This is a genomic window from Desulfurispirillum alkaliphilum, assembly GCF_055378285.1.
Genome location: NZ_AP042405.1, coordinates 2,212,125 through 2,233,251, shown reverse-complemented (window position 1 = coordinate 2,233,251; position 21,127 = coordinate 2,212,125). Strand labels below are relative to the sequence as shown.

At 55.5% G+C, this 21,127-nt stretch carries 18 protein-coding genes; all 18 read right to left on the bottom strand.

Going from position 1 to position 21,127, the window contains the following annotated elements; genetic code table 11:
- Positions 1-152: 152 nt before the first annotated feature.
- The gene (fliN, locus tag ACZ46I_RS10030; protein ID WP_013505988.1) at positions 153-482 is read right to left on the bottom strand and encodes a flagellar motor switch protein FliN; all 330 of its coding nucleotides are present in this window, start codon (positions 480-482) and stop codon (positions 153-155) included.
- 1 nt (position 483) lies between these two features.
- On the bottom strand, positions 484-996 hold the full coding sequence (locus ACZ46I_RS10025) for a flagellar basal body-associated FliL family protein (protein WP_464280697.1): 513 nt from the start codon (positions 994-996) through the stop codon (positions 484-486).
- Between the two features lie 71 nt (positions 997-1,067).
- A complete protein-coding gene (locus tag ACZ46I_RS10020; protein ID WP_464280696.1) occupies positions 1,068-1,826 on the bottom strand; it encodes an OmpA/MotB family protein in 759 nt (252 codons plus the stop codon).
- Complete coding sequence (locus ACZ46I_RS10015) at positions 1,823-2,590, bottom strand: motility protein A (protein ID WP_013505991.1); 768 nt, start codon at positions 2,588-2,590, stop codon at positions 1,823-1,825. Before ACZ46I_RS10015 ends, ACZ46I_RS10020 begins: the two co-directional genes overlap by 4 nt.
- Positions 2,591-2,726: 136 nt before the next feature.
- On the bottom strand, positions 2,727-3,347 hold the full coding sequence (locus tag ACZ46I_RS10010; RefSeq protein WP_464280695.1) for a phospholipase D-like domain-containing protein: 621 nt from the start codon (positions 3,345-3,347) through the stop codon (positions 2,727-2,729).
- A 2-nt stretch (positions 3,348-3,349) separates the two neighbouring features.
- The gene (locus tag ACZ46I_RS10005) at positions 3,350-4,795 is read right to left on the bottom strand and encodes a sigma-54-dependent transcriptional regulator (RefSeq protein WP_464280694.1); all 1,446 of its coding nucleotides are present in this window, start codon (positions 4,793-4,795) and stop codon (positions 3,350-3,352) included.
- A complete protein-coding gene (locus tag ACZ46I_RS10000) occupies positions 4,779-5,861 on the bottom strand; it encodes a two-component system sensor histidine kinase NtrB (RefSeq protein ID WP_013505994.1) in 1,083 nt (360 codons plus the stop codon). The genes ACZ46I_RS10005 and ACZ46I_RS10000 overlap by 17 nt, the downstream gene beginning before the upstream one ends.
- Positions 5,858-8,002, bottom strand: coding sequence for a penicillin-binding protein 1A (locus ACZ46I_RS09995; protein WP_464280693.1), 2,145 nt, complete (start codon positions 8,000-8,002; stop codon positions 5,858-5,860). Before ACZ46I_RS09995 ends, ACZ46I_RS10000 begins: the two co-directional genes overlap by 4 nt.
- Before the next feature lie 5 nt (positions 8,003-8,007).
- Positions 8,008-8,316 (bottom strand): EscU/YscU/HrcU family type III secretion system export apparatus switch protein, encoded by a 309-nt coding sequence (locus tag ACZ46I_RS09990; RefSeq protein ID WP_464280692.1) that lies wholly within the window; start codon positions 8,314-8,316, stop codon positions 8,008-8,010.
- 26 nt (positions 8,317-8,342) lie between these two features.
- A complete protein-coding gene (gene glyS / locus ACZ46I_RS09985; RefSeq protein WP_464280691.1) occupies positions 8,343-10,424 on the bottom strand; it encodes a glycine--tRNA ligase subunit beta in 2,082 nt (693 codons plus the stop codon).
- Positions 10,421-11,302 carry a glycine--tRNA ligase subunit alpha gene (gene glyQ, locus ACZ46I_RS09980; protein WP_013505998.1) on the bottom strand — a complete coding sequence of 294 codons (882 nt, stop codon included), beginning with the start codon at positions 11,300-11,302 and terminating at the stop codon, positions 10,421-10,423. Before glyQ ends, glyS begins: the two co-directional genes overlap by 4 nt.
- Before the next feature lie 35 nt (positions 11,303-11,337).
- A complete protein-coding gene (locus ACZ46I_RS09975) occupies positions 11,338-11,988 on the bottom strand; it encodes a hypothetical protein (RefSeq protein WP_013505999.1) in 651 nt (216 codons plus the stop codon).
- Positions 11,985-12,887, bottom strand: coding sequence for a GTPase Era (gene era, locus ACZ46I_RS09970; RefSeq protein ID WP_013506000.1), 903 nt, complete (start codon positions 12,885-12,887; stop codon positions 11,985-11,987). The genes ACZ46I_RS09975 and era overlap by 4 nt, the downstream gene beginning before the upstream one ends.
- Positions 12,884-14,242 (bottom strand): hemolysin family protein, encoded by a 1,359-nt coding sequence (locus ACZ46I_RS09965; protein ID WP_013506001.1) that lies wholly within the window; start codon positions 14,240-14,242, stop codon positions 12,884-12,886. The genes era and ACZ46I_RS09965 overlap by 4 nt, the downstream gene beginning before the upstream one ends.
- Before the next feature lie 7 nt (positions 14,243-14,249).
- Positions 14,250-14,699, bottom strand: a complete 450-nt coding sequence (gene ybeY / locus ACZ46I_RS09960) for an rRNA maturation RNase YbeY (protein WP_464281853.1) — start codon at positions 14,697-14,699, stop codon at positions 14,250-14,252.
- A 29-nt stretch (positions 14,700-14,728) separates the two neighbouring features.
- Complete coding sequence (locus ACZ46I_RS09955) at positions 14,729-16,111, bottom strand: glutamate synthase subunit beta (protein WP_464280690.1); 1,383 nt, start codon at positions 16,109-16,111, stop codon at positions 14,729-14,731.
- Positions 16,112-16,124: 13 nt separating this feature from the next.
- Positions 16,125-20,570: a glutamate synthase large subunit gene (gltB, locus tag ACZ46I_RS09950; RefSeq protein ID WP_464280689.1), complete on the bottom strand. Its 4,446-nt coding sequence runs from the start codon at positions 20,568-20,570 to the stop codon at positions 16,125-16,127.
- 89 nt (positions 20,571-20,659) lie between these two features.
- Positions 20,660-21,073 (bottom strand): pyridoxamine 5'-phosphate oxidase family protein, encoded by a 414-nt coding sequence (locus tag ACZ46I_RS09945; RefSeq protein ID WP_013506005.1) that lies wholly within the window; start codon positions 21,071-21,073, stop codon positions 20,660-20,662.
- Positions 21,074-21,127: the final 54 nt, after the last annotated feature.

Sequence of the window (21,127 nt, the reverse complement as noted above, 5' to 3'; positions counted from 1 at the left end):
CATAGTTCAAAGCATGAATATGTGCGTTCAGGCTGAATGGCAGCAGCAAAAGACAAACAGCCGCTGCTGTGAGCAACAGCAGCGGTCGACAATGAATTGGTCGTCTGAAACCTGAACCAAAACGGGAAAAGCACGTGGTCATAGACGCCCCATCATTCCTGATAAGCTCCCTGGAGGTATTTCTGCAGAACCGTGTCATCGTCGATTATATCCGTTATCCGGATCGCAAAATTGTCCTCAATTACCACAATTTCCGCTGTTGCCAGCAGGCACTGGTTCACCATGACATCCACCGACTCGCCCGCCGTCTTCTTCAGCTCGACGATTGAGCCTTCTTTGAGCTCCAGCACTTCCCTCAGCGTCATGGCGATACGGCCAAGTTCAACATCGAGGTTGAACATGATATCTCCATACCACTCCAGCTTCTTGAGGAGCTCCTCATTTTCGATCTGGAGCTGGTTTTTCTTCTGGGGAACGGCCACGTCACTGCACCACGAACTCAGTAAAGTAAACCCTGCGGATACTGCCACTGGTCAGAAAGGCGTTTACCCTGGATACAATTTCACTGCGCAGCCGTAACTTGCCCTGGGCAGTGGAGATATCCTCATATTTCTTACTGGAGAGGATTGTCAGGACCGCATCGCGAAGCTGGGGGGAGCGCCGATCAAGTTCGCGGGCCAGACGGGGATTATCCATCTCAAGCTGAATGGTCACCCGCAGATAGCGCTTGCCGAGGACGTCAGCCAGGTTCACGATAAACGTATCCATGGGGTACATGGTGCCGATTTCCGTCGTCTCTGTTGGCGCGCCCGGAACATCAGCTCCCCCGCCAGGAGCCGCAGCAGGCGCTGGACTGCGCAACAGGAAATACGCGCCTGCACCAGCCAGCAGCAGCACAAGAACGAGTATGAGTATAATGATAAGAAGCTTTTTCGATCCACCACCCTTCGCCGGCGAGTTGGACGACTCCTTCTCTTCCTTGTCTTCAATGGCCATATGTGTTCTCCTTATACGGTTCTGAGTCCATTTTTTAGCATAAATTTCCGACTGAGGTAAGTGAAATAGGGCTAGGGCGTCAACATTTCACGCAGTCGCTGCAGCTCCTGTGACTCTTCATCAAGGCCTTCAAAGTATATCTCGACCCGTCGGTTTTTGGCGCGGTTGCTTTCCGTAATATTGGGAACCACTGGACTGAACTCGCCATAGCCTGCCGCCACAAATATCCGTGGATCAAGGTTGCGGGCCTGTACAAAGTACTTCACCACATTCACAGAGCGCGCCGTGGAGAGCTCCCAGTTTGTGGGGTAACGCGATGCCGGCACCTGCACATTGTCCGTATGTCCTTCTATGCGCACTTTACGCTTTGACTGGTGGATAATGGCGGCCAGCTGATCGAGAATCGGAAACGCCGCAGGCTTGATCTCAGCGCGGCCACGATCGAAGAGAATCTCCTCGGCCAGGGTCACCTTGATTCCCTCGGTGTCCTGCTGGCTGTCCACCTCAACACTGTCTTCAAGTCCCGTGGCCTGCACCAGTGCCTGTATGGCGTTGATAACCTCTTCCATCTGTATCTGCTCGACTTCCTGGATCTGGGCCGTCACCACCACCGGAACGGGTGAAACTTCCGTCTGTCGTCCAAGGTTCAGGACACCGAGGGAGTCGCGCAGAGTCCCCAGGGATTGGACAATCTTGATTTTATCCAGGGTTGCCATGGAGAGCAGCAGAATAAAGAACGTAAGCAGCAGGATCGCGAGATCCGAAAAGGTAACCAGAAAGAAAGGGGCACTTGGCTGCGCACGCTTCTTGCGGGGCTGACGTTTCTTCATGAGTCAAACTGTGTTTTGCGTTGGGAAGGTGGCAGGAAAGCATTGAGCTTCTGCTCAACAATGCGCGGGTTGTCTCCCGCCTGTATGGACATAATACCCATGATGACGATCTCCTTCACCAGCAGCTCTTCCTGGGAGCGCTCAGCGAGCTTCCCGGCCACCGGCAGGGCAAACATATTGGCGATCATGGAACCGTACAGGGTTGTCAGCAGAGCGATGGCCATGGCAGGACCGATGGTGGAGGGGTCATCCATGGTCTGCAGCATGGCAACCAGACCGATCAGGGTACCGATCATACCCATGGAAGGCGCGAACATGCCGATGGAGTTGAGTATACCCATTCCCGACTGGTGTCGCTGGGCAATATACTGCAGCTTTGTCTCCATAATGGCGTTGACGAGTTCAGGGTCAGTGCCGTCGACTGCCAGTTTTATCCCTTCACGCAGGAATTCGTCATCAACCTCTTCGGCGGCTGTCTCCAGTGCGAGAATACCATCGCGACGTGCCCGCGTGGCAAAATCCACCAGCCGATTAATGACCTCTGTGGGGTCTTCTGATTTATGAAAAAACGATTTTTTCACTACGCCCATCACACTGGTTACCTGTGAAAGGGAGAAGTTGATGAGGATAACCCCCATGGTTCCGCCGAAGACGATCAAAACTGACGGAATGCTGACAAACCAGCCCAGGGAGCCGGCAAGGGCCATGGCCATGATTACGAGACTAAAGGCAAGTATTATACCTACAAGTGTTGCAATATCCATAGACCCCTCTTCGCGATGAAAACATAACCACTGACATTAATTAGCAAATGCTCAATACTCCGTCAACAAGTGAAATCACAGGTATCGGGAACTGAAGTATCCTGATATCACCTATCGTCGTGACAACGAAATTACTTTACTGTTTCGTTGCGCCGATCTCCTGAAGCTTTTGTGACTTCCGCATCATGTCCCGAATATATGAGAGCGCAACCTCTGCAAATTCATGACTTTCAATGAGGACAGATGCCTCCCGATTATGGCGTAAGGCGCTCACCGTGTAATTGTGGCTGCCCATGAGGGTCAGGTGCTCGTCCACCACCAGTAGCTTGGTGTGCATGCGCGCCGCCGAGTAGAAGTAGCAGTTGATACCGAAGTATGCCAACCCCCTGGCCGTATCCATATTGGCTTCCATCAGGAAATGGTCAGACTCGTCGGTCTCTTCAAACAGCACATGCACTTCAACACCTCGCTTTGCCGCGAGAATCAGTGCTTCCTGCAGGTCGGCGGCAGAATTCTGAAATGGACTGTCTGTTTTGAAGATGTATATGGAGAGGTAAATGGAATCTGTGGAACGGGAAACCACATCCAGAAATACCTGACGGAAATCGCGGTCAAATACCGGCGTCACCTGGGTGGCACAGGCGCCGAAGAGATACGGGGGGAGCAGAAGCAGCAGGATCAGCCCAAACAGAACATGGCGTGCACGAGGAAAGCCCAGGTGCCCTGTTCGTATTGCAGCCGTCCCTGTTCTGCGCATACCTACTCCTTTTTCCGGCGGCACATGCCCATATTGATTTCGTAATCCTGAATCTTTTTGCGTACCGTATTGCGGTTCACCCCCAGGATCGCGGCCGCGCTGACCTGATTCCCACCGGTATACTCCAGCACAATTTCATACAGGCTCTTCTCGGCACTACCGATGATGAGTTCGTGCAGATTCCCGGTGCCATGATCCATCATCTGATGCAGGTAGGGCAGTGCGGTGGAACGGATCATCTGGTGCAGAGTCTGGGTCGATTCCGACGCGTTGAAGGGCACCCCGTCACCGTCAGTCAGGGGGAAATCCTCAGGAGTCAGATAAGGGAGGTTCGAGAGCAGCAGCGCTCTGCGCACCACATTCTCCAGCTCACGGACATTTCCCGGCCACTCGTACTGGCGAAGCTTGGCCAGCGCCTCGGGAGTCGGCTGCTTCTGGGGAACACGATACTCCTGGGAGTAGCGATAAATAAAGTAGTCGAGAATCTCCTTCAGATCCTCCATGCGCTCACGCAGTGGCGGCAGACGAAGACTGAAAACATTGAGCCGATAGTAGAGATCCTCGCGGAAGAGGTTCTTCTTGACCATCTCCAGCAGGTTGCGATTGGTGGCGGCGATAATACGCACATCAACGTGATAGATACGGGAGCTGCCCACCGGGGAAACTTCACCCTCCTGCAGAACCCGCAGCAGCTTTGCCTGCAGGTCAAGGGGCATATGACCCAGCTCGTCAAGAAAGAGAGTGCCACCCTGGGCCTCGCGAAAAAGCCCCATGCGCTGATCAGTGGCGCCGGTGAACGAGCCTTTTTCATGGCCGAAGAATTCACTTTCCATAAGCTCACGGGGTATGGCGGCAAGATTGACGGGAATAAAAGGCTTATCAGCACACAGGGAGTTCTGATGAATCACCCGCGCTACCAGCTCCTTGCCCGTACCGGACTCTCCCTCTATCAGCACCGTCACCCGCGTGGGAGCCACCTTACCGATAAGCTTGAAGACTTCGCGCATGGCCATGGAGGAGCCGATGATCTTTTCAAAACGGCGCGGGGCCCCATCTGTGCTCTCACGCAGGAAAGCACCCACCTGCAGGCTGGTGGCCTGGGACGCCAGCTCACGGATCTGGCTGATCTCAAATGGTTTGGTCACAAAATCATAGGCCGAGAGTTTCATGGCATCAATAACACTCTGCATGCTGGTGCGCGCTGTCATGATGATAACGGGAATACCATAGAGGGCATGAATCTTCTCAAGGGCCTCCAGACCACTCATACCCGGCATATTAATGTCCATGAACACCAGGTCCACAGGCGTATTTTCCAGCATTGTCAGCGCCTCTGCAGCGTTTGATGCCACATGAACCCGGAATTGGGCATCCAGGGCCCTGCGCATGACTATCTGAATATTTTTTTCGTCATCAACGATCAGAACCGATTTAGGAGTCAACGTCATGGAAAGCCTCTTGGCGGGCAGGCCGCTGCTTCAGTGGGAGAAATACGGTTACGCTGGTGCCGATTCCGACGGTGCTTTCGATCTCAATTTTTCCGCCATGGGCCCGCACGATCTTCATGCTGATAGGCAATCCGAGGCCACTACCCTGAGTCTTGGTGGTGAAAAAAGGCATAAAGAGCTTGTCTTTCGCATCAGGAACCACACCGCTCCCCTGATCCTGAAAACGGATGAATATCCAGGTATTATACCCAGTACCAGGTGAATCACCCAGGGATACTCCCGTGATAATAGCGATACTCGAATGCAGCGTGCTCGCCTCCATGGCATTTTTGAAGAGATTCAGAAAGACCTGGTAGAGCTTCTCCTCATCGGCATAGATTTCGGGAATACTTGGGTCGTAATACTCCCGCACCTCAATGTGCTTTTCATCCAGCATCGGTAACTGCCGCTGCACCAGATTTTTCAGAATACGGTGAATATTGACCGCTGCTGGCTCCAGCTGAGGGGGACGCGCAAATGACTGGATACTGGAGAGCATGTTTTCCAGGCGCAGCGCCTCTTCGGAAATAATGCCCGCCAGGGGCACCACAGAACTGTCCTCACTCTCCTGAATCAAACGTGAAGCCCCCAGGATGGCACTCAACGGATTTTTGATTTCATGGGCCACTTCACTGAGAATCCGCTCAATATAATGGTAGTCAAAGAGCAGCGCATTATTCTTGGCAATGTCCAGACGTTTGGAAATATCCCGAATGAGCATGATCACATACTGCTCATCGTAATAGGAGTAGCTGACCTCCACGGAAACCGGTTTACTGAGGGAAGAGCGCAGCTGGGATATTTCGTCAAGGCTGATGGTTCTGCCCGAAGTAAGGCACTGCCGGATCTGCTCCTGAAGAAGCCCCTCATTGTCAAAATACCGCTGCACCGGCGTTCCGATCAGCCGGTTGCGGGAGATTCCCAGGATATTCTCCCCTTCATGGTTGATATCACCAACCCGGCCATCAGCCCCCACCAGCAACACACCGACAGGCAGGCTGTTGGCAATGGATTTCCAGCGACTCATTGGCCTCCACCACGGAGGCGATACATCTCGTCGATGTTCTGACGTTCTGAGCGCACGGAGTATTCCGTAGGTTCAGTGCCAGCGATAAACACCTCATAGACCGCGCCTTCACGGCTGTGAGCCAGCTTGCCGGTTTTCGGATCGACGAGGCGGAAGACCAGATCCTCTGGAACGGTGAAGTTGCGCACCGGTTTGCCCACAAAATAGCGCTCCATATAATCAACCCATACCGGTGCGGCAGCCCGGGAGCCGGTCTCCTGGTTGCCCAGGGTACGGGGGGAGTCAAAACCTGTCCAGACGCCAGTAGTTATCTCAGGGCTGAAGCCGATAAACCAGGCATCCACAAAATTGTTGGTACTCCCCGTCTTACCGGCAACAGGTCTGTTCAGACGCTTGGCCCGGAAGCCCGTGCCATCCTGTACCGCACTCTCCAGCATGGATGTCATGATATAGGCATCCTGGGGAGAGATTACGCGTACACTGGAAGGCGCTCGCTCCTCAAGGACATTGCCATCGCGGTCTTCCACACGCCGAATCAGAAAGAGGTCGTGCAGTTTGCCACCAGAAGGAAAGGCCGCATAGGCGCGGGTCAACTCCAGCAAAGAGACACTGGTACTGCCAAGGGCGATGGAAAGATCCTGACTGATCGTACTGCTGATTCCCATTTTCTGGATAAATTCTGTGGCATAGGGTATTCCCACTTCACGCAGAAGCTTTACGGTCACAATATTGCGCGACATGGCCAGTGCCTCGCGCAGGGTAGTTGGTCCGTAAAACCGCTCGCTGTAGTTCTCCGGTTTCCATACCAGCTCGTCAGAAGCGAAGATGATGGGAGAATCGATAATTATCGAAGCTGCCGTAAAACCCCGTGAAAGTCCGGCGGCAAAGATCAGGGGCTTGAACGCGGAGCCTGACTGCCGCAGACTTGCAGTTGCACGGTTAAACTGACTGGTATGGAAGCTTGTGCCACCAACCAGGGCCACAATACTGCCATCATGGTTATCAATACTCAGCAGAGCGAACTGGACATCTTCGGGTGGGGTATCATGGGGCAGACCTTTGGCATGGCGTTGAGCGTACTCTTCATGACCCTTGCGTATAGCCTCCTGGGCAGCCAGCTGTGCCGGCAGATCAATGGTGGTGTAAATATTCAGACCATGATGGTAGAGGGCATCGGAACCGTAACGTTCCAGGACATGGTTACGCACCATCTCGTTGACATAGGGAGCCAGGTTCAACTGGCGATGGGTTCCGGTTATGCTCAGTTGTTCATTGACAGCGGAATCGTACTGACTGGCCGTGATAACCAGATCCTCCCGCATACGACTGAGTACATGCAAATGACGGTTGCGGGTCATGGTGGAGTGAATATCACGGGAATAACGGGAAGGCGCCTGGGGCATACCCGCCAAGAGAGCTGCCTCGCTGATGGAAAGCTCATGGGCCGACTTATTGAAGAAATTCTGGGCCGCCGCCTCAATACCATAGGCCCCTCTGCCGTAGTAGATCTGATTGAGGTAAAGCTCCAGAATACGCATCTTGTCCAGAGACTTGTCAATCTTGTAGGCCAGCATGGCTTCGCGGATTTTCCGCGTCAGCTTACGCTCCGGAGTCAGAAACATCGTCTTGGCAAGCTGCTGTGTGATGGTACTGCCGCCCTCGACGACCCGTCCTGCCTGCAGGTTGGTGTAGAAGGCTCGGGTGATACCCTGGAAGTCCAGTCCCGCATGTTCAAAGAAGGTGGAGTCCTCCACGGCGACACTGGCCATATAGACGTACGGGGGCAGGTCTTCAATGGACACCGGAATCCGCTTTTCCTGGAAGAACTCCGCAATCAATTCGTCATTGCGGTCATAGACGCGGGTAATGGAGCCGGGACGGAAGTTCTCAAGTTCAGCGAAATCCGGCAGGCTCTTGGTAAAGAAATAGAGCGCATAGGAGCCCGCTCCGGCACCAAAGACAAAAAAGGAGAGAAAGAGAAAGAGGAAGAAACGGCCAACCAGCTTCCATTTGGAAGCCTTGACCTGGCGGGGTTTTTCCGGCTTGCTGTCGTCATCGCTTTTCTGCAGTGAGTTCAGAAACGCGTCTGCATCCTGTGCAGGAACGGTGGAGTACGGCTGCTTATCATCACGGTCTGTCATAACTTCTACCAATCACTTTTCAAGGCATTTTGTTTATAAAGAAAGGCCAGTACTTCTGCAACGGCCTGATACAGTTCCTCGGGAATTTCCTGATCAATTTCCAGCGCGCTCAGAGCCACGACCAGATCCGGATCTTCATGAATCGCCACCCCATGCTCGCGGGCCTTATCAATAATGGCCTCGGCAACATGCCCCTGTCCTTTGGCACTGACAAGGGGCGCACGGCTCTTGTCCTGATACTTCAGGGCAACGGCTTTTTTCCACCTGGTATCGGAATCCTTCTGCAGGGCACCCTCCCGAGTATGTGGACTCAATGCACTTCAGCGACTCAAGAGCAGAGCTACTCGACGACGAGCTTACTGAAATCCGCTACCCCGGTGAAAAGCTGTCCAACCTGCTGCAGGAGCGCCAATCGGTTGTTACGCACAGTCACATCCTTATCCATGACCATCACATTATCAAAAAGTTTATCAACATGGGGTTTCAGTTGCAAAGCTATACCAAACACCCCATCGAAGTCATTCTTTTTCACGCAGTCCAACGCTTGGGGAAGAACTTCATTAAGCCGTCCGAGGAGCTCGCCTTCACTGGCGTGCTGAAACAGAGCGGCATTGACGCTGCCGCTGAAACCCTCGGGAATAATATTCACCGCACGACGGAATGTTTCCACGACACTGCGGTAATCCTGGCGGCTTTTCAGGGACTGCAGTGCCTGCAGCTTCCGGCTGACCGTGATCACATCGCTGAACCTTCCGCTGAACACGGACTCCACGACATCGTGGTCGAATCCCTCAGTGGTGGTGAAGAATACCTTGGAGCGCTGGATGATGAAATTCGCGATCTCTTCGGCCACCTGCCGGGACTCGCGGCTGATCACCTTTGCCAGTCGCTGCAGTGCCATATGAATAACCGCGTCCAGGCTTACGGAAAGTTTCCAGTGGGACAGGGTGTGCAAAATCCCCAGAGCCTGCCGACGCAGGGCATAGGGATCATTGGAGCTGGAGGGCAGCAGACCTATACCGAAACAGCCGGCAATGGTATCCATCTTGTCAGCAATACTCACCATGGCCGCTTCCATTGAGGAAGGCAGAGTATCACCAGCGTGACGCGGGAACCAGTGTTCCATGATGCCACGGGAAACCGTCTCTGAATATCCCTCCTGGGCGGCATACTCCTTACCCATGACCCCCTGGAGCTCAGGGAACTCATAGACCATGCCACTGACCAGATCACACTTGCTCAGGAGCGCCAGCGTGGCGATATCGGCACGCTGCGACTCAGAAAGGCCTGCGGCCTGCGCCAGAGCGTCAGCAATCCCGGCGATGCGTTCCACTTTCTGACCGATGGAGCCCAGCTGCTCCTGGAAGACAACCTTGTCCAGCTGCGCCTTGCGACTGGCCAGGGGAATCTTGAGATCTTCATCGTAATAGAATTCCGCATCGGAGAGGCGGGCACGCAGCACCCGCTCATTGCCACGCTTGATGCTGGACATATCGTCAATGGGCATATTGGATATGGTGATAAAGTGGGGCAGCAGTCTGCCGCCCGCGTCCTCAAGGGCAAAGTACTTCTGGTGCTCACGCATGGTCACAATCAGCAGCTCCCGTGGCAGACGCAGAAAGCGCTCGTCAAAATCGCCCACCACGGCCACGGGATATTCCACCAGATGCGATGTCAGATTCACCAGGGACTCTCCCCCGATAACACGGCCACCATGCTGTTTCGCCACGGCATCACAGGCCTCCTGGATCATGGCGCGCCGCCTGGAGATATCCACAATGACCTGCTGGGCTTCCAATTGCGCCTGATAGCTGGACGCCCCTTGCAGGGCAATCTCACGGCTGCCCAGAAAACGGTGTCCATAGGTGGTTCCACCAGAACGCAGTCCTTCCATGGCGAAATCCACCGACTGAGTGCCGAAAAAAGCGGCGATATGGCGCAGGGGGCGGGCGAAACGGAAAGTGCCACTGCCCCACTGCATGCTCTTGCGACAGGAGAGCGAGCGAATCAGCTCCTCAAAGAACTGCGGCAGCACCGCCATGGTCTGCACCGCCTCCTGGCGCTGCATCACCGCGAGATACTCACCCTTGGACGTTTCTTTGACATAGGCATCGGAAGCAGCGAATCCCTTGCTGCGCAGAAAGCCTTCGCCAGCACGGGTCAGTTGACCATTCGCGTCGAAGGCGATATTGCGGGCCGGTCCGAGCAGTTCCTGGGTGGTGGCGTGGCCACTGACGGCAACGCCTTCCAGAATGAGTGTCAGCCTGCGCGGTGTTCCCATGGTGCGCGCTGTGGCGAAAGATATGTTACGCTCACCAAACCACTTCGCACTGAATCGCTCCATCTGCAGCAGCAGATCATCGATAAATCCAGCCGGAATCTCTTCGGTTCCCAGTTCAAGCAGTATATCCTGTGTGCTCATGAAAACTTCCCTTCCTTGCAGAGTGGATAACCAAGATCCGCGCGCAGCTTCACATAGCCTTCGGCGCACAGTTTTGCCAGATGGCGCACCCGGGCGATATAGGATGTGCGCTCGGTGACGCTGATCGCCCCGCGGGCATCCAGCATATTGAAGGCGTGGGAGCACTTCAGCGTATAGTCATAGGCTGGCAGCACCAGCTGCGCATCCATGAGGCGCAGCGCCTCCTTTTCGTACATGTCAAAAAGGCTGAACTGCATATTCACATCGGCCTGCTCAAAGTTGTACCGCGAGAACTCTACTTCATTGCGATGGTAGACATCGCCGTAGGTGACCCCGCGCGACCACTCCAGGTCATACACATTGTCCACCTGCTGAATGTACATGGCAATGCGCTCAATCCCATAGGTGATTTCGCCACTGACCGGTGACAGGTCGATGCCGCCACACTGCTGAAAATACGTGAACTGGGTGATCTCCATACCGTCCAGCCACACTTCCCAGCCGAGGCCCCAGGCGCCCAGGGTCGGAGATTCCCAGTCGTCCTCAACGAAACGTATATCGTGCTTCAGTGGGTCGATACCAAAGGCCTTCAGGCTCTCAAGGTAGAGCTCCACGATATTATCGGGTGAAGGTTTAAGCAGAACCTGAAACTGATAGTAGTGCTGCAGGCGATTGGGGTTCTCGCCATACCGCCCATCGGTAGGGCGACGGGAAGGCTCAACATAGGCCACGTTCCAGGGCTCCGGCCCCAAAGATCTCAGAAAGGTCGCCGGATTGAAGGTTCCTGCGCCCACCTCAATATCATAGGGCTGCACAACCAGGCAGCCTTGTTTGCTCCAATAATCCTGCAAAGCAAGTATGAGTTCCTGAAAAGTCAAAAGAGCCTCCTTGAAGTATAGGCAGAATTAATCCATCAGGGCGCTGCAGCTGCCATGTCAAGCCATGACAGGGTTCGCAGCGTCCCGGTATGCATGCTGAAGTGGGAGAATATCTTGCGACACAGCGCTTCGGACACCGCTGAAGACGTGCTGTCAAAGGAGGAAAGTCCGCTCAGCAAGGCAGATTCCACCGGACTGAAGCAGATGCCCTCGGATGGCACAGCACACTGATCGCATTGCACTCCCAAATCAGTCACTATATAGGAAATCACTCCTCGCTGGCAATAACTGCATGCCGCAACCAGCTCCCCGGTACCGAGAAACTGCAGGAAGCGCCGATAGAAGACAGGCAGTCGATCCTGGAAGCTCGGCGAATGCCCAAGCACCTCCCAGGCCGGCTCAAAGAGTTCGCTGATATCAGCATCGCGGCCAAGTTTATTGAGAAATTCACAGAGGGCCTGCCCATAGAGCATCTGCTCCAGAGCCAGAGGAACCTCGCAGACAGGGCTGAAGGAGCGTAGCAGTTTCCCCTGGAAGATGAAATCATAGCGTCCCCCAAACACCGGCGCGCCATGGCTGCTGTCCGGCAGGATACATTCCCGCACCCCTTCGGCAGTCAGAAAGACCACCAGCAGTGAGCGAATGCGTATGGGGCTCGTATGCAGCACAATTCCCGATTCGCTCACACCTGCTCCGTATAGCCGAATTCACGCAGACGGGCACTGGTCTTGCGCCAGTCGCGGGAAACCTTCACGTGCAGCTCCAGAAACACCTTCGTGCCGAGCATTCGTTCAAGATCCACACGGGCCTGGCTGCCGATTTCCTTGATCATGGCACCGCGCTTGCCGATGATCATGCCCTTCTGGGAGTCCCGCTCCACGTAGATACAGGCACTGATGACCAGACGATTCTCTTCGGTCACAAACTGCTCCACCTGCACGGCGATGGAGTGGGGAATTTCGTCACGGGTCAGCACAAAGACCTTTTCGCGGATAAACTCCGCCACCAGGAAGCGTTCGCTCTGGTCAGTGATCATGTCCTCGGGGAAGTAGCGAGGGCCTTCCTCCATCTGTTCCACGATCAACGCCTTGAGTCGATCGAGGTTTTCGCCGTTCAGGGCACTGACGGGAATGATACCGGCAAAGTCAAACAGATCCTTCTGCCTCGCGATGGATTCGAGAATTTCGTGTTTGTCCTCAGCCAGATCGATCTTGTTGACCACCAGAAACACCGGTGGCAACTCCCGATGCCGGGAGCGCAGTTCGCCAAGCAGCAGGTTGAATTCCTGCCCTCCGGTCTCCCAGTACTCCACCACCAGCAGCAGGATATCCACCTCCGAAAGGACGGAAAACGCCGTGTTGAGCATGAAATCGTTGATGCCGTACTTGCCCTTGTGCACTCCCGGAGTGTCCAGAAAGACCACCTGAAAGTCGTCACCGTGCCAGACACCCATGATGCGATTGCGCGTGGTCTGGGGTTTATCGCTGATAATACTGATTTTCTCGCCGATGATCGCGCCCATGAGGGTCGACTTGCCCACATTGGGGCGTCCGACTATACCCACAAAACCGGAACGAAAACTCATTTCACCGCCTCCTGTTCGCGGTCGGATCCACTCTCTTCCGCGCCTTCACCGTTTTCCGATGGAGCCATGGCTTTTTTCAGCAACAGTTTTTTCAGCCGTCGCTCATCCACGTCTTCCACCGTGAAGACATAGTCACCGTATGCAAACACATCGCCCTTCAGGGGCAGCCCATCGTGGATAGCACACAGGAGCCCCCCTACGCTGTCAAAATCACCGTCCTCTTCCAGGGGATGCTCGAAATTCTCCATCTTGAAGTAATACTTGAAGTCGTCCAGATTAATGCGCGGATCAACACTCCAGCTCTCCTCAGAAAGGGGATGGATGAGATCCTTTTCCTTGCTGTCATACTCATCGCGGATTTCCCCAACGATTTCTTCCAGCAGATCCTCCATGGAAACCAGACCCGTCAGCGCGCCGTACTCATCCACCACGATGGCCATATGAATACGGCTGTTCTGCAGTTCCCGGAAAAGCGCGTCCACCTTTTTCACCTCGGGCACGTACATGGGCGCGCGCAGAAAAGCTTCGATATTAAATTCTTCCTTCAGGCCGCCGGTGCGCAGAATCTGCAACAGATCCTTGGCATAGAGAATCCCGATGATGTTATCCAGATCGCCCCGGAACACCGGGATGCGGGAGAATCCACCCTCGATGATCTTATCGACAATGACCGCCAGGGGCAGGTCAGCACTGAGAGCGTATATATGTGGCCGTGGAACCATGACTTCCTTGACAATGGTGTCGCTGAATTCGAAAATGGATGAGAGCATCTCCGTCTTCTCCTCCTCCATGACCCCTTCCTCTTTGCTGGTACTGATGATGTATTCAATCTCCTCGGAAGTCATCATGGGGCCACGGGTGTGGGCCTTGGCGCCCGTGGCCGCAATTATTTTGGTGGCAAAACGGGTCATGATGAACACAATGGGAAAAAGCAGCACATAGAACAGCGACAGAAAATTGATTACCGGCACAGCCAGCTTTTCCGCATTATGCTTGGCAAAGGTCTTGGGGATAATTTCACCGAAAGTGAGGATAATCAGGGTCATCACCCCTGTTGCCACCCCGATGCCAAGGTTGCCGAAAAGCCGCAGCGCAATACCGGTGGCGATGGCGGAACCAAGAATATTCACCAGGTTATTGCCGATGAGAATGGTCGTGATCGTGCGATTGGGGTAGTTCAGCCAAAGCTTCAGGCGCCGGGCCCGTGAACCACCGGACTCGTAAAGACGACGGCACTTGAGCTCCGAGAGTGATGTCAGGGTTGTCTCACTGGCGGAAAAAACACCTGAAAAAATGATACAGATAAACAGAATCGTCAATTCAAGATACAACGAAAACGGCTCGCCACTTTCCATTGTGTTCTCACCGCCCGCTCTGGATCAGCAGATCCAGAAGACGTAATTCTTGCTGTTGCATTTGCTGTGCATGCTCCTCTGAAATTTCGTGGTCATAACCACAGACATGAAGTATGCCATGAATTATCATAAAGGACAATTCTTCTTCAAAACTTACGCCACGGCTGACAGCGTTTTCGCGGATGACATCCAGGCACAGGGCCATATCGCCGATAACCTCGTCGGGATCGGTGTTTCCGGACAGCTCGGTGGACTCGTAGTACTGAAAGCTCAAGACATCGGTGGCATAGTCCCGGGACCGGAATTGGGCGTTCATCTGCTGCATGGCCTCGCGACCACACAGCAGCACATTGACCACCCCCACCACATCGCCGAATGCCTCCCGGGCAACCATATCCCAGGTATGCTGCGCAATGCGACAGGCCTCTTCGTCACCACACTCATCATTGAGGGACATCTGCACCACGGAACTCTCCCGATGCTCCATCACAGCAGGTCTGCCATGATGCGCAGTGCGGCGCGCCTGCCATCCAGGGCTGCCGTCACCACCAGGTCAGCTCCGCGCACACAGTCACCGCCCGCATACACCGAGGCTCCGGAAGTCACTCCGTGTTCATCAGCAAGCACCGTGCCCCAGCGGGAAGTCTTCAGTCCGCTGTCGCCAAGCATAGCCTGGTTCTCCATGTCAAAACCCAGGGAGAGGATGACCACATCGGCCGCAATCTCATGTTCACTGCCGGCAATCTCCTGCACCTGGCGTCGGCCATCGGCTCCGGGCTCACCCAGTTCGGTACGCACAAAGCGCACACCACGCAGTGCGCCATTGTCATGAAAGAGCAGCTCCGTGGGGCTTTCGTGAAAGAGAAAACGCGCCCCTTCTTCACGGGCATTCACGTACTCCTTGGTACTGCCAGGCATATTGGCTTCATCACGGCGATAGGCACAGGTGACACTGGCCGCTCCCTCCCGGATACTCGTACGCAGGCAATCCATGGCCGTATCGCCGCCACCGATCACCAGCACCTGCCGGCCACTGACATCATGACGGCTGTCCAGCTCCTCGCCAAAGAGCTTGCCCTGAACGGCTGTAAGAAAGTCCAGAGCCATCAGCACCTGCTGATGATCCTCGCCAGGCAGCCCCAGCCGCCGGCCACGGGTAGCACCTATACCCACAAAAACCGCGTCACAGGAACGCTGCAGTTCTTTCATGCTGATATCACGACCCACCTCTGTCTGCAGGTGCAGTCGCAATCCCGCCTGCTCCAGCAGCGCAAAGCGTCTCTGCACCACCTGCTTGTCGAGTTTGAAGCCGGGAATCCCATAGGTCAGCAGGCCACCGGGACGGCTGGCCCGCTCATACATATCCACACCAATACCGGCGCGCAGCAGGAAGTGGGCCGCGGACATGCCGGCAGGCCCGGAACCGATGACTGCCACCTTGCGTCCACGGGTGACGCCAGGGAAGGGCAGGGTCAGCCCCCGCTCAAAGGCCAGCTCGGTGATGGCCGTCTCTATGGCCCCGATGGTAATAGCACCCCAGCCATCGTTGAGGCTGCAGTCCCCTTCGCACAGGCGGTTCTGGGGGCAGACTCGGCCGAGAATTTCGGGAAAGGGCGAAGTCTCATTGGAAAGGGCGAAAGCCGTCGTCAGATCGTTTTCCGCCACCGCCTTGAGCCACTGGGGAATATTGTTGGCCAGGGGGCAGCCCGTGGCGGAGCAGAAGGGATCGCCACACTGGATGCAACGCTCTGCCTGCTGGGATGTCCGGCCACGGGTGAAGGTTTCGTAGATTTCCTGGTAATGCTGTATGCGATCCTTGGAAGAGGTCTTCTTCCCTTCAATGCGATTGGTTTCCACAAAAGTCTGCATATATACTCCGCGATCAGTTGCCGTCTTTGGGGTTCAGGGGAGCTTTCATATCCTTGGGCACCACCATCCAGAAGTACTCCAGCTCTTCCCGGTAGTTATCCAGAATCATCTTGGCCCGCGCGTTGCGGGTGTGGCTGTAGTAACTGAAGAGAATTTTCTTCAGGTAGAGCTTGCCTTCATTATCGGCATCCACGTCAATGCGCTTGGCCTCCACCAGCTCCTGGTTGAGTTTGTCGATAAAGCGATTCTTGCGGTCATAGACAAAGGCTGCGCCACCGGTCATGCCGGCGCCGAAATTGATGCCCGTGTCACCGAGGATAACCACCGTTCCTCCGGTCATGTATTCGCAGGCGTGGTCGCCGGTGCCCTCCACCACGGCCAGCGCGCCGGAGTTCCGCACGGCAAAACGCTCACCCGCTGTACCGCAGACAAAGAGCTTGCCACCGGTGGCACCGTAAAGACAGGTGTTCCCCACCGCCGAGTAGTTTTCCCACTGGTTGGTGGGTACGATGATGATTTTACCGCCATGCATCCCCTTCCCCACATAGTCGTTGGCCACGCCATTGAGGTTGATGGAAATACCATCGATGAGGAAAGCCCCCAGCGACTGCCCGGCGATCCCCTTGAGGTGAATGAGGATCTGATCCTTGTCGAGGCCAGCATCACCATAGTATTTGGCCACTTCTCCACTGATCATGGCGCCGAAGCTGCGGTGCACGTTCTGAATGGTTCGCTCCACCAGAATACTCTGCTGGGGATTGCGCAGTACCGTGGCGATCTCCTTGAGCACACCCTTCTCAAACTCATTATGGTCAAAGGGGGGATTGGAGGGAGCCGTAACCGTGTTCTGGCCAGGTATCTGGCGCAGCACAGCGCTGAAATCAAATTTCTTCGCCAGCGGCTGATCAACCACTTCCAGCAGGTCAACGCGACCCACGGCCTCCTGCAGCGAGCGCAGGCCCAGAGAAGCCAGAATCTCCCGTACATCCTCGGCCACATTGGTCAGGTAGGCGACCACCTTGTCCACCGTGCCCTGATAGTGTTCCCGCAGCTGGTCGCTCTGGGTGGCGATGCCCACACTGCAGCGGTTGAGGTGGCAGACCCGCAGCAACTTGCAGCCCAGAATGGCCAGCAAAGACGTTCCGAAACCATAGCTCTCGGCGCCCATCAGCGCTGCCTTGACCACATCACGCCCCGTCTTCAGGCCTCCGTCGGTCTGCAGCTCCACCATCTGGCGCAGGTTATTGGCCTTCAGGGCGTTGTGAGCTTCCGTCAGTCCGATCTCCCAGGGGTTGCCAGCAAACTTGATGGAGGCATACTGAGCCGCACCCGTGCCACCGTCGCTGCCGGAAATGATGATCTTATCGGCATAGGCTTTGGCAACACCAGCGGCAATAGTCCCTACCCCGGCAGAGGAGACCAGCTTGACACTGACGCGCGCATCGGGATTGACCTGTTTCATATCGAAGATCAGCTGGGCAAGATCCTCAATGGAGTAGATATCATGGTGGGGCGGCGGCGATATCAGTGTCACACCGGGAATGGTGAAGCGCAGGGAAGCGATCAGCGGCGTCACCTTCTCGCCGGGCAGCTGCCCCCCCTCGCCGGGCTTGGCACCCTGGGCGATCTTGATCTGAATCTCCTCGGCACTGCGCAGGTAGGCCGGCGTAACGCCAAAGCGGCCCGAAGCTATCTGCTTTATCTTGCTGTTCTTGACACTTTTGTAGCGTTCAGCGGCCTCACCACCCTCGCCGCAGTTGGACTTGCCTCCGAGGATATTCATGGCCTCGGCCAGGGCCTCGTGGGCCTCGGGCGAAAGGGCGCCCAGGGACATGGCGGCGGAGTCGAAGCGACTGCAGATGGCCTTGATATCCTCCACTTCTTCAATGGGCAGAGGGGTACCCGCCGGACGCAGGGTGAAAAAGTCCCGTATCATTTTCAGTCCGCGACTCTCTATGAGATCACGGAAAGCGATATAGTCCTCGCGCTTCTGGCTGGAAGCGAACCCATGGAGCAGCTGCACGGCACGGGGCGAGTAATCGTGATACTCACCACCCGTGTGGTGCTTGTAAAAGCCACCCATGGGCAGCGGATAAATCGGCTGCATGTGCTGTCGGCGGAAAACTTCGCCGTGAACTTTTTCGATACGCTCCTCAATGTCCTGATAATCCAGTCCAGGCAGGAGAATACTGGCACCGCGGAAGCAGTTTTCCACCACCTCACGGCTGAGGCCGATCACGTCAAAGAGCGCCGAGTTACGGTAGCTGGAAACGGCGCTGATCCCCATTTTTGACATGACCTTCAGAATGCCCTTGGTGATGGCATCGAACGTATGCTTCAGGGCGATGCGAATATCGCGCTGGCTCAGTCGCGACTCGCTGGAGAGTACAGAAAGCGTGGTAGCGTACAACAGGTAGGGGTAGATGGCCATGGCGCCAAAAGCCATCATCACTGCCGCCGAATGGGAGTCAAACACCTCGCCAGTGCAGACCACCAGCGTGGCGCGGTGGCGCAGGTTCGCCTCCACCAGCTGCTGATTGACGTACCCCACCGCCATGGCCATGGGAATAAGACGATTCTGGGCATCCAGTCCACGGTCATCCAGCAGCACGATGCGCACACCATGGTCGCGCACAGCCGCGATAACCTGCTGACTGAGGTTCTCCAGGGCCTCACGCAGGCAGACCCCATGGTAGGCGGTTCCAAAGAAACCATACTTGTAGCAGGGGTCAAAGCGTGGCCGATCGGGGTCACCGAAGGAGAGCAGAGCATCGAGGATATCCCTGGAGAGAATCGGGGAAATGGTCTTCAGTCGCTTGGCCCGATCCGGGGTTTCATCCAGCACATTATAGAGCTCGCCGAAACCCGTGGTGGTGGACATGACCACCTTCTCGCGAATGGGGTCGATGGGAGGATTGGTGACCTGGGCAAACTTCTGACGGAAAAAGTCGGTGAAGTTGCGCTGAACGTCGCTGAACGCGGCAACGGGGCAGTCATCACCCATGGAACCAGTGGGTTCCTGTCCGCTGATCAGCATGGGTTTTACCAGGAGTTCCACAGTCTCGTGGGTGACATTATGGTAACGCTGCATGGCCACGAGATTTTCGTAGCGGTAGTCATCGTGATTCTCAAACTGCCGATCCATGAACTCCTGCAGATAGTAGGTGTTCTCCGTGAGCCACTTGCTGTAGGGCTGGGAGTTCATGAGGTATTCGTCGATATCATCGGAGTAGAAGATGCGCCCGTTTTTCAGGTCGGCCGCAATCATCTGACCGCTCTGCAGACGACCTCGCTCCCGGATGTTCTCGGGCGCAATATCCAGGACGCCGAATTCGCTGGTGATGATAAAGCGACCATCACGGGTGACAATGTACTTGGCGGGGCGCAGACCATTGCGGTCCAGCACACAGCCAACATAGCGGCCATCGGTCACGCCCACGGCAGCCGGACCGTCCCAGGGCTCAAAGGAGCCGGAAGTGTATTCGTAGAAAGAGCGCAGCTTGGCCGGCATATTGGCCACGTTATGACGGGGTGGAGGAATCAGGGATCGAATTGCCTTGAAGAAATCAATGCCATTGGCAATCAGGAACTCGAACATGTTATCCAGATTGGCACTGTCACTGACCCCATCCTGCAGCACTGGCAGCAGGCTCTGCAGCTCGTCACGGCTGAATACGCGACTGCGGGCCGCGTTGAACTTGTAGAGGGAATTGAAGGCATTGGCGCGCAGCGAATTGATTTCACCATTGTGACAGATCATGCGGAAGGGCTGGGCCAGCTTCCACTTCGGCAGCGTGTTCGTGGAGAAACGCTGGTGGAAGAGCGCAAAGCTGATCTTGAAGTCCGGATCACTCAGGTCGGCATAGAGGGTCTGCAGGTGGAGGGGCATCACCAGACCCTTGTAGGAGACCACCGTACGGGAGAAGGACGCCACGTGAAAGTGATCATCGGAGGCAAAGTGCCGTTCCATCTGACGCCGACTCAGATAGAGCAGGGCATCCATCCGCTTGGTGGCAATCAGGGAATCCGGCACCACAAAGGCGTGTACGATGGAAGGTAACATGGAAGCGGCGTGCTCACCAAGGGCCTCGGTATTGACCGGCACTCCGCGGTATCCCAGCACTTTCAGGTCGTTGCGACCACAACACTCTTCAAAAACCTTCTTCTGCTGGTCCTCGTCGGTCAGAAACAGCACTGCCACGGCAAACTGCGCAGGCAGGGAAATTCCCATAGCCTGCGCCTGCTCCCGCATAAACTGGACGGGCATGGCACACAGAATACCGCTGCCATCACCGGTCTTGCCATCGGCTGCAATAGCCCCGCGGTGCATCATGCGGCTCAGGGCTGTTACCGCGTCGGTCAGCAGCTGGTGGCTGGGAGTATTCCGAATATTGGCGATAATCCCGAAACCACAGCTGTCTTTAAACTCTTCGGCCAGATTGGTCACTAACTCGCTCATGCAACTTCCCTTAAATACAGACAGGGGACCTGGTGTCCCCTGTTGTGAAATAGAAAAATAGTATAACCGTAAACAGACAGTGGCGCTGGTCAGTCAGCCTTGAAAGCCACACTGTGCGTCACCAGGGGCACAACCCCTTCCACATGAAAATTCACCAGCACCACAGAGTCAGCGCTTTCCCCAGCACTGAAACGGTACCCGCCCTTTTCCATGAGCTGGGCAATCAGCGCCGGATCTTCAATCACTTCGGTCCGTTTCAGGTAGATGCGACACCCTTTATGCTGGGACCCAGCCTCGGTAAACATATAGCACGCGTGGGGGTTGGCCTGGACATTCTCAAAGGTCATGCGTCGGGCCATCACAAAGGCCAGCTCTTCATCAGTCGCCGAGAGGAAAAAGGGCTTGGAGTACACCGCCATATTCACCTTCCCCTCAGCGGTAGCCGTCGCCAGAACTCCCTGGCCATCGTGGCCGGCGAAGTAATCCTTCATATCCATATCCATAGCAGGTATACTCCTTCTCCAAGAGATTGACTGCAGCAGGGCTCACGGAACCTG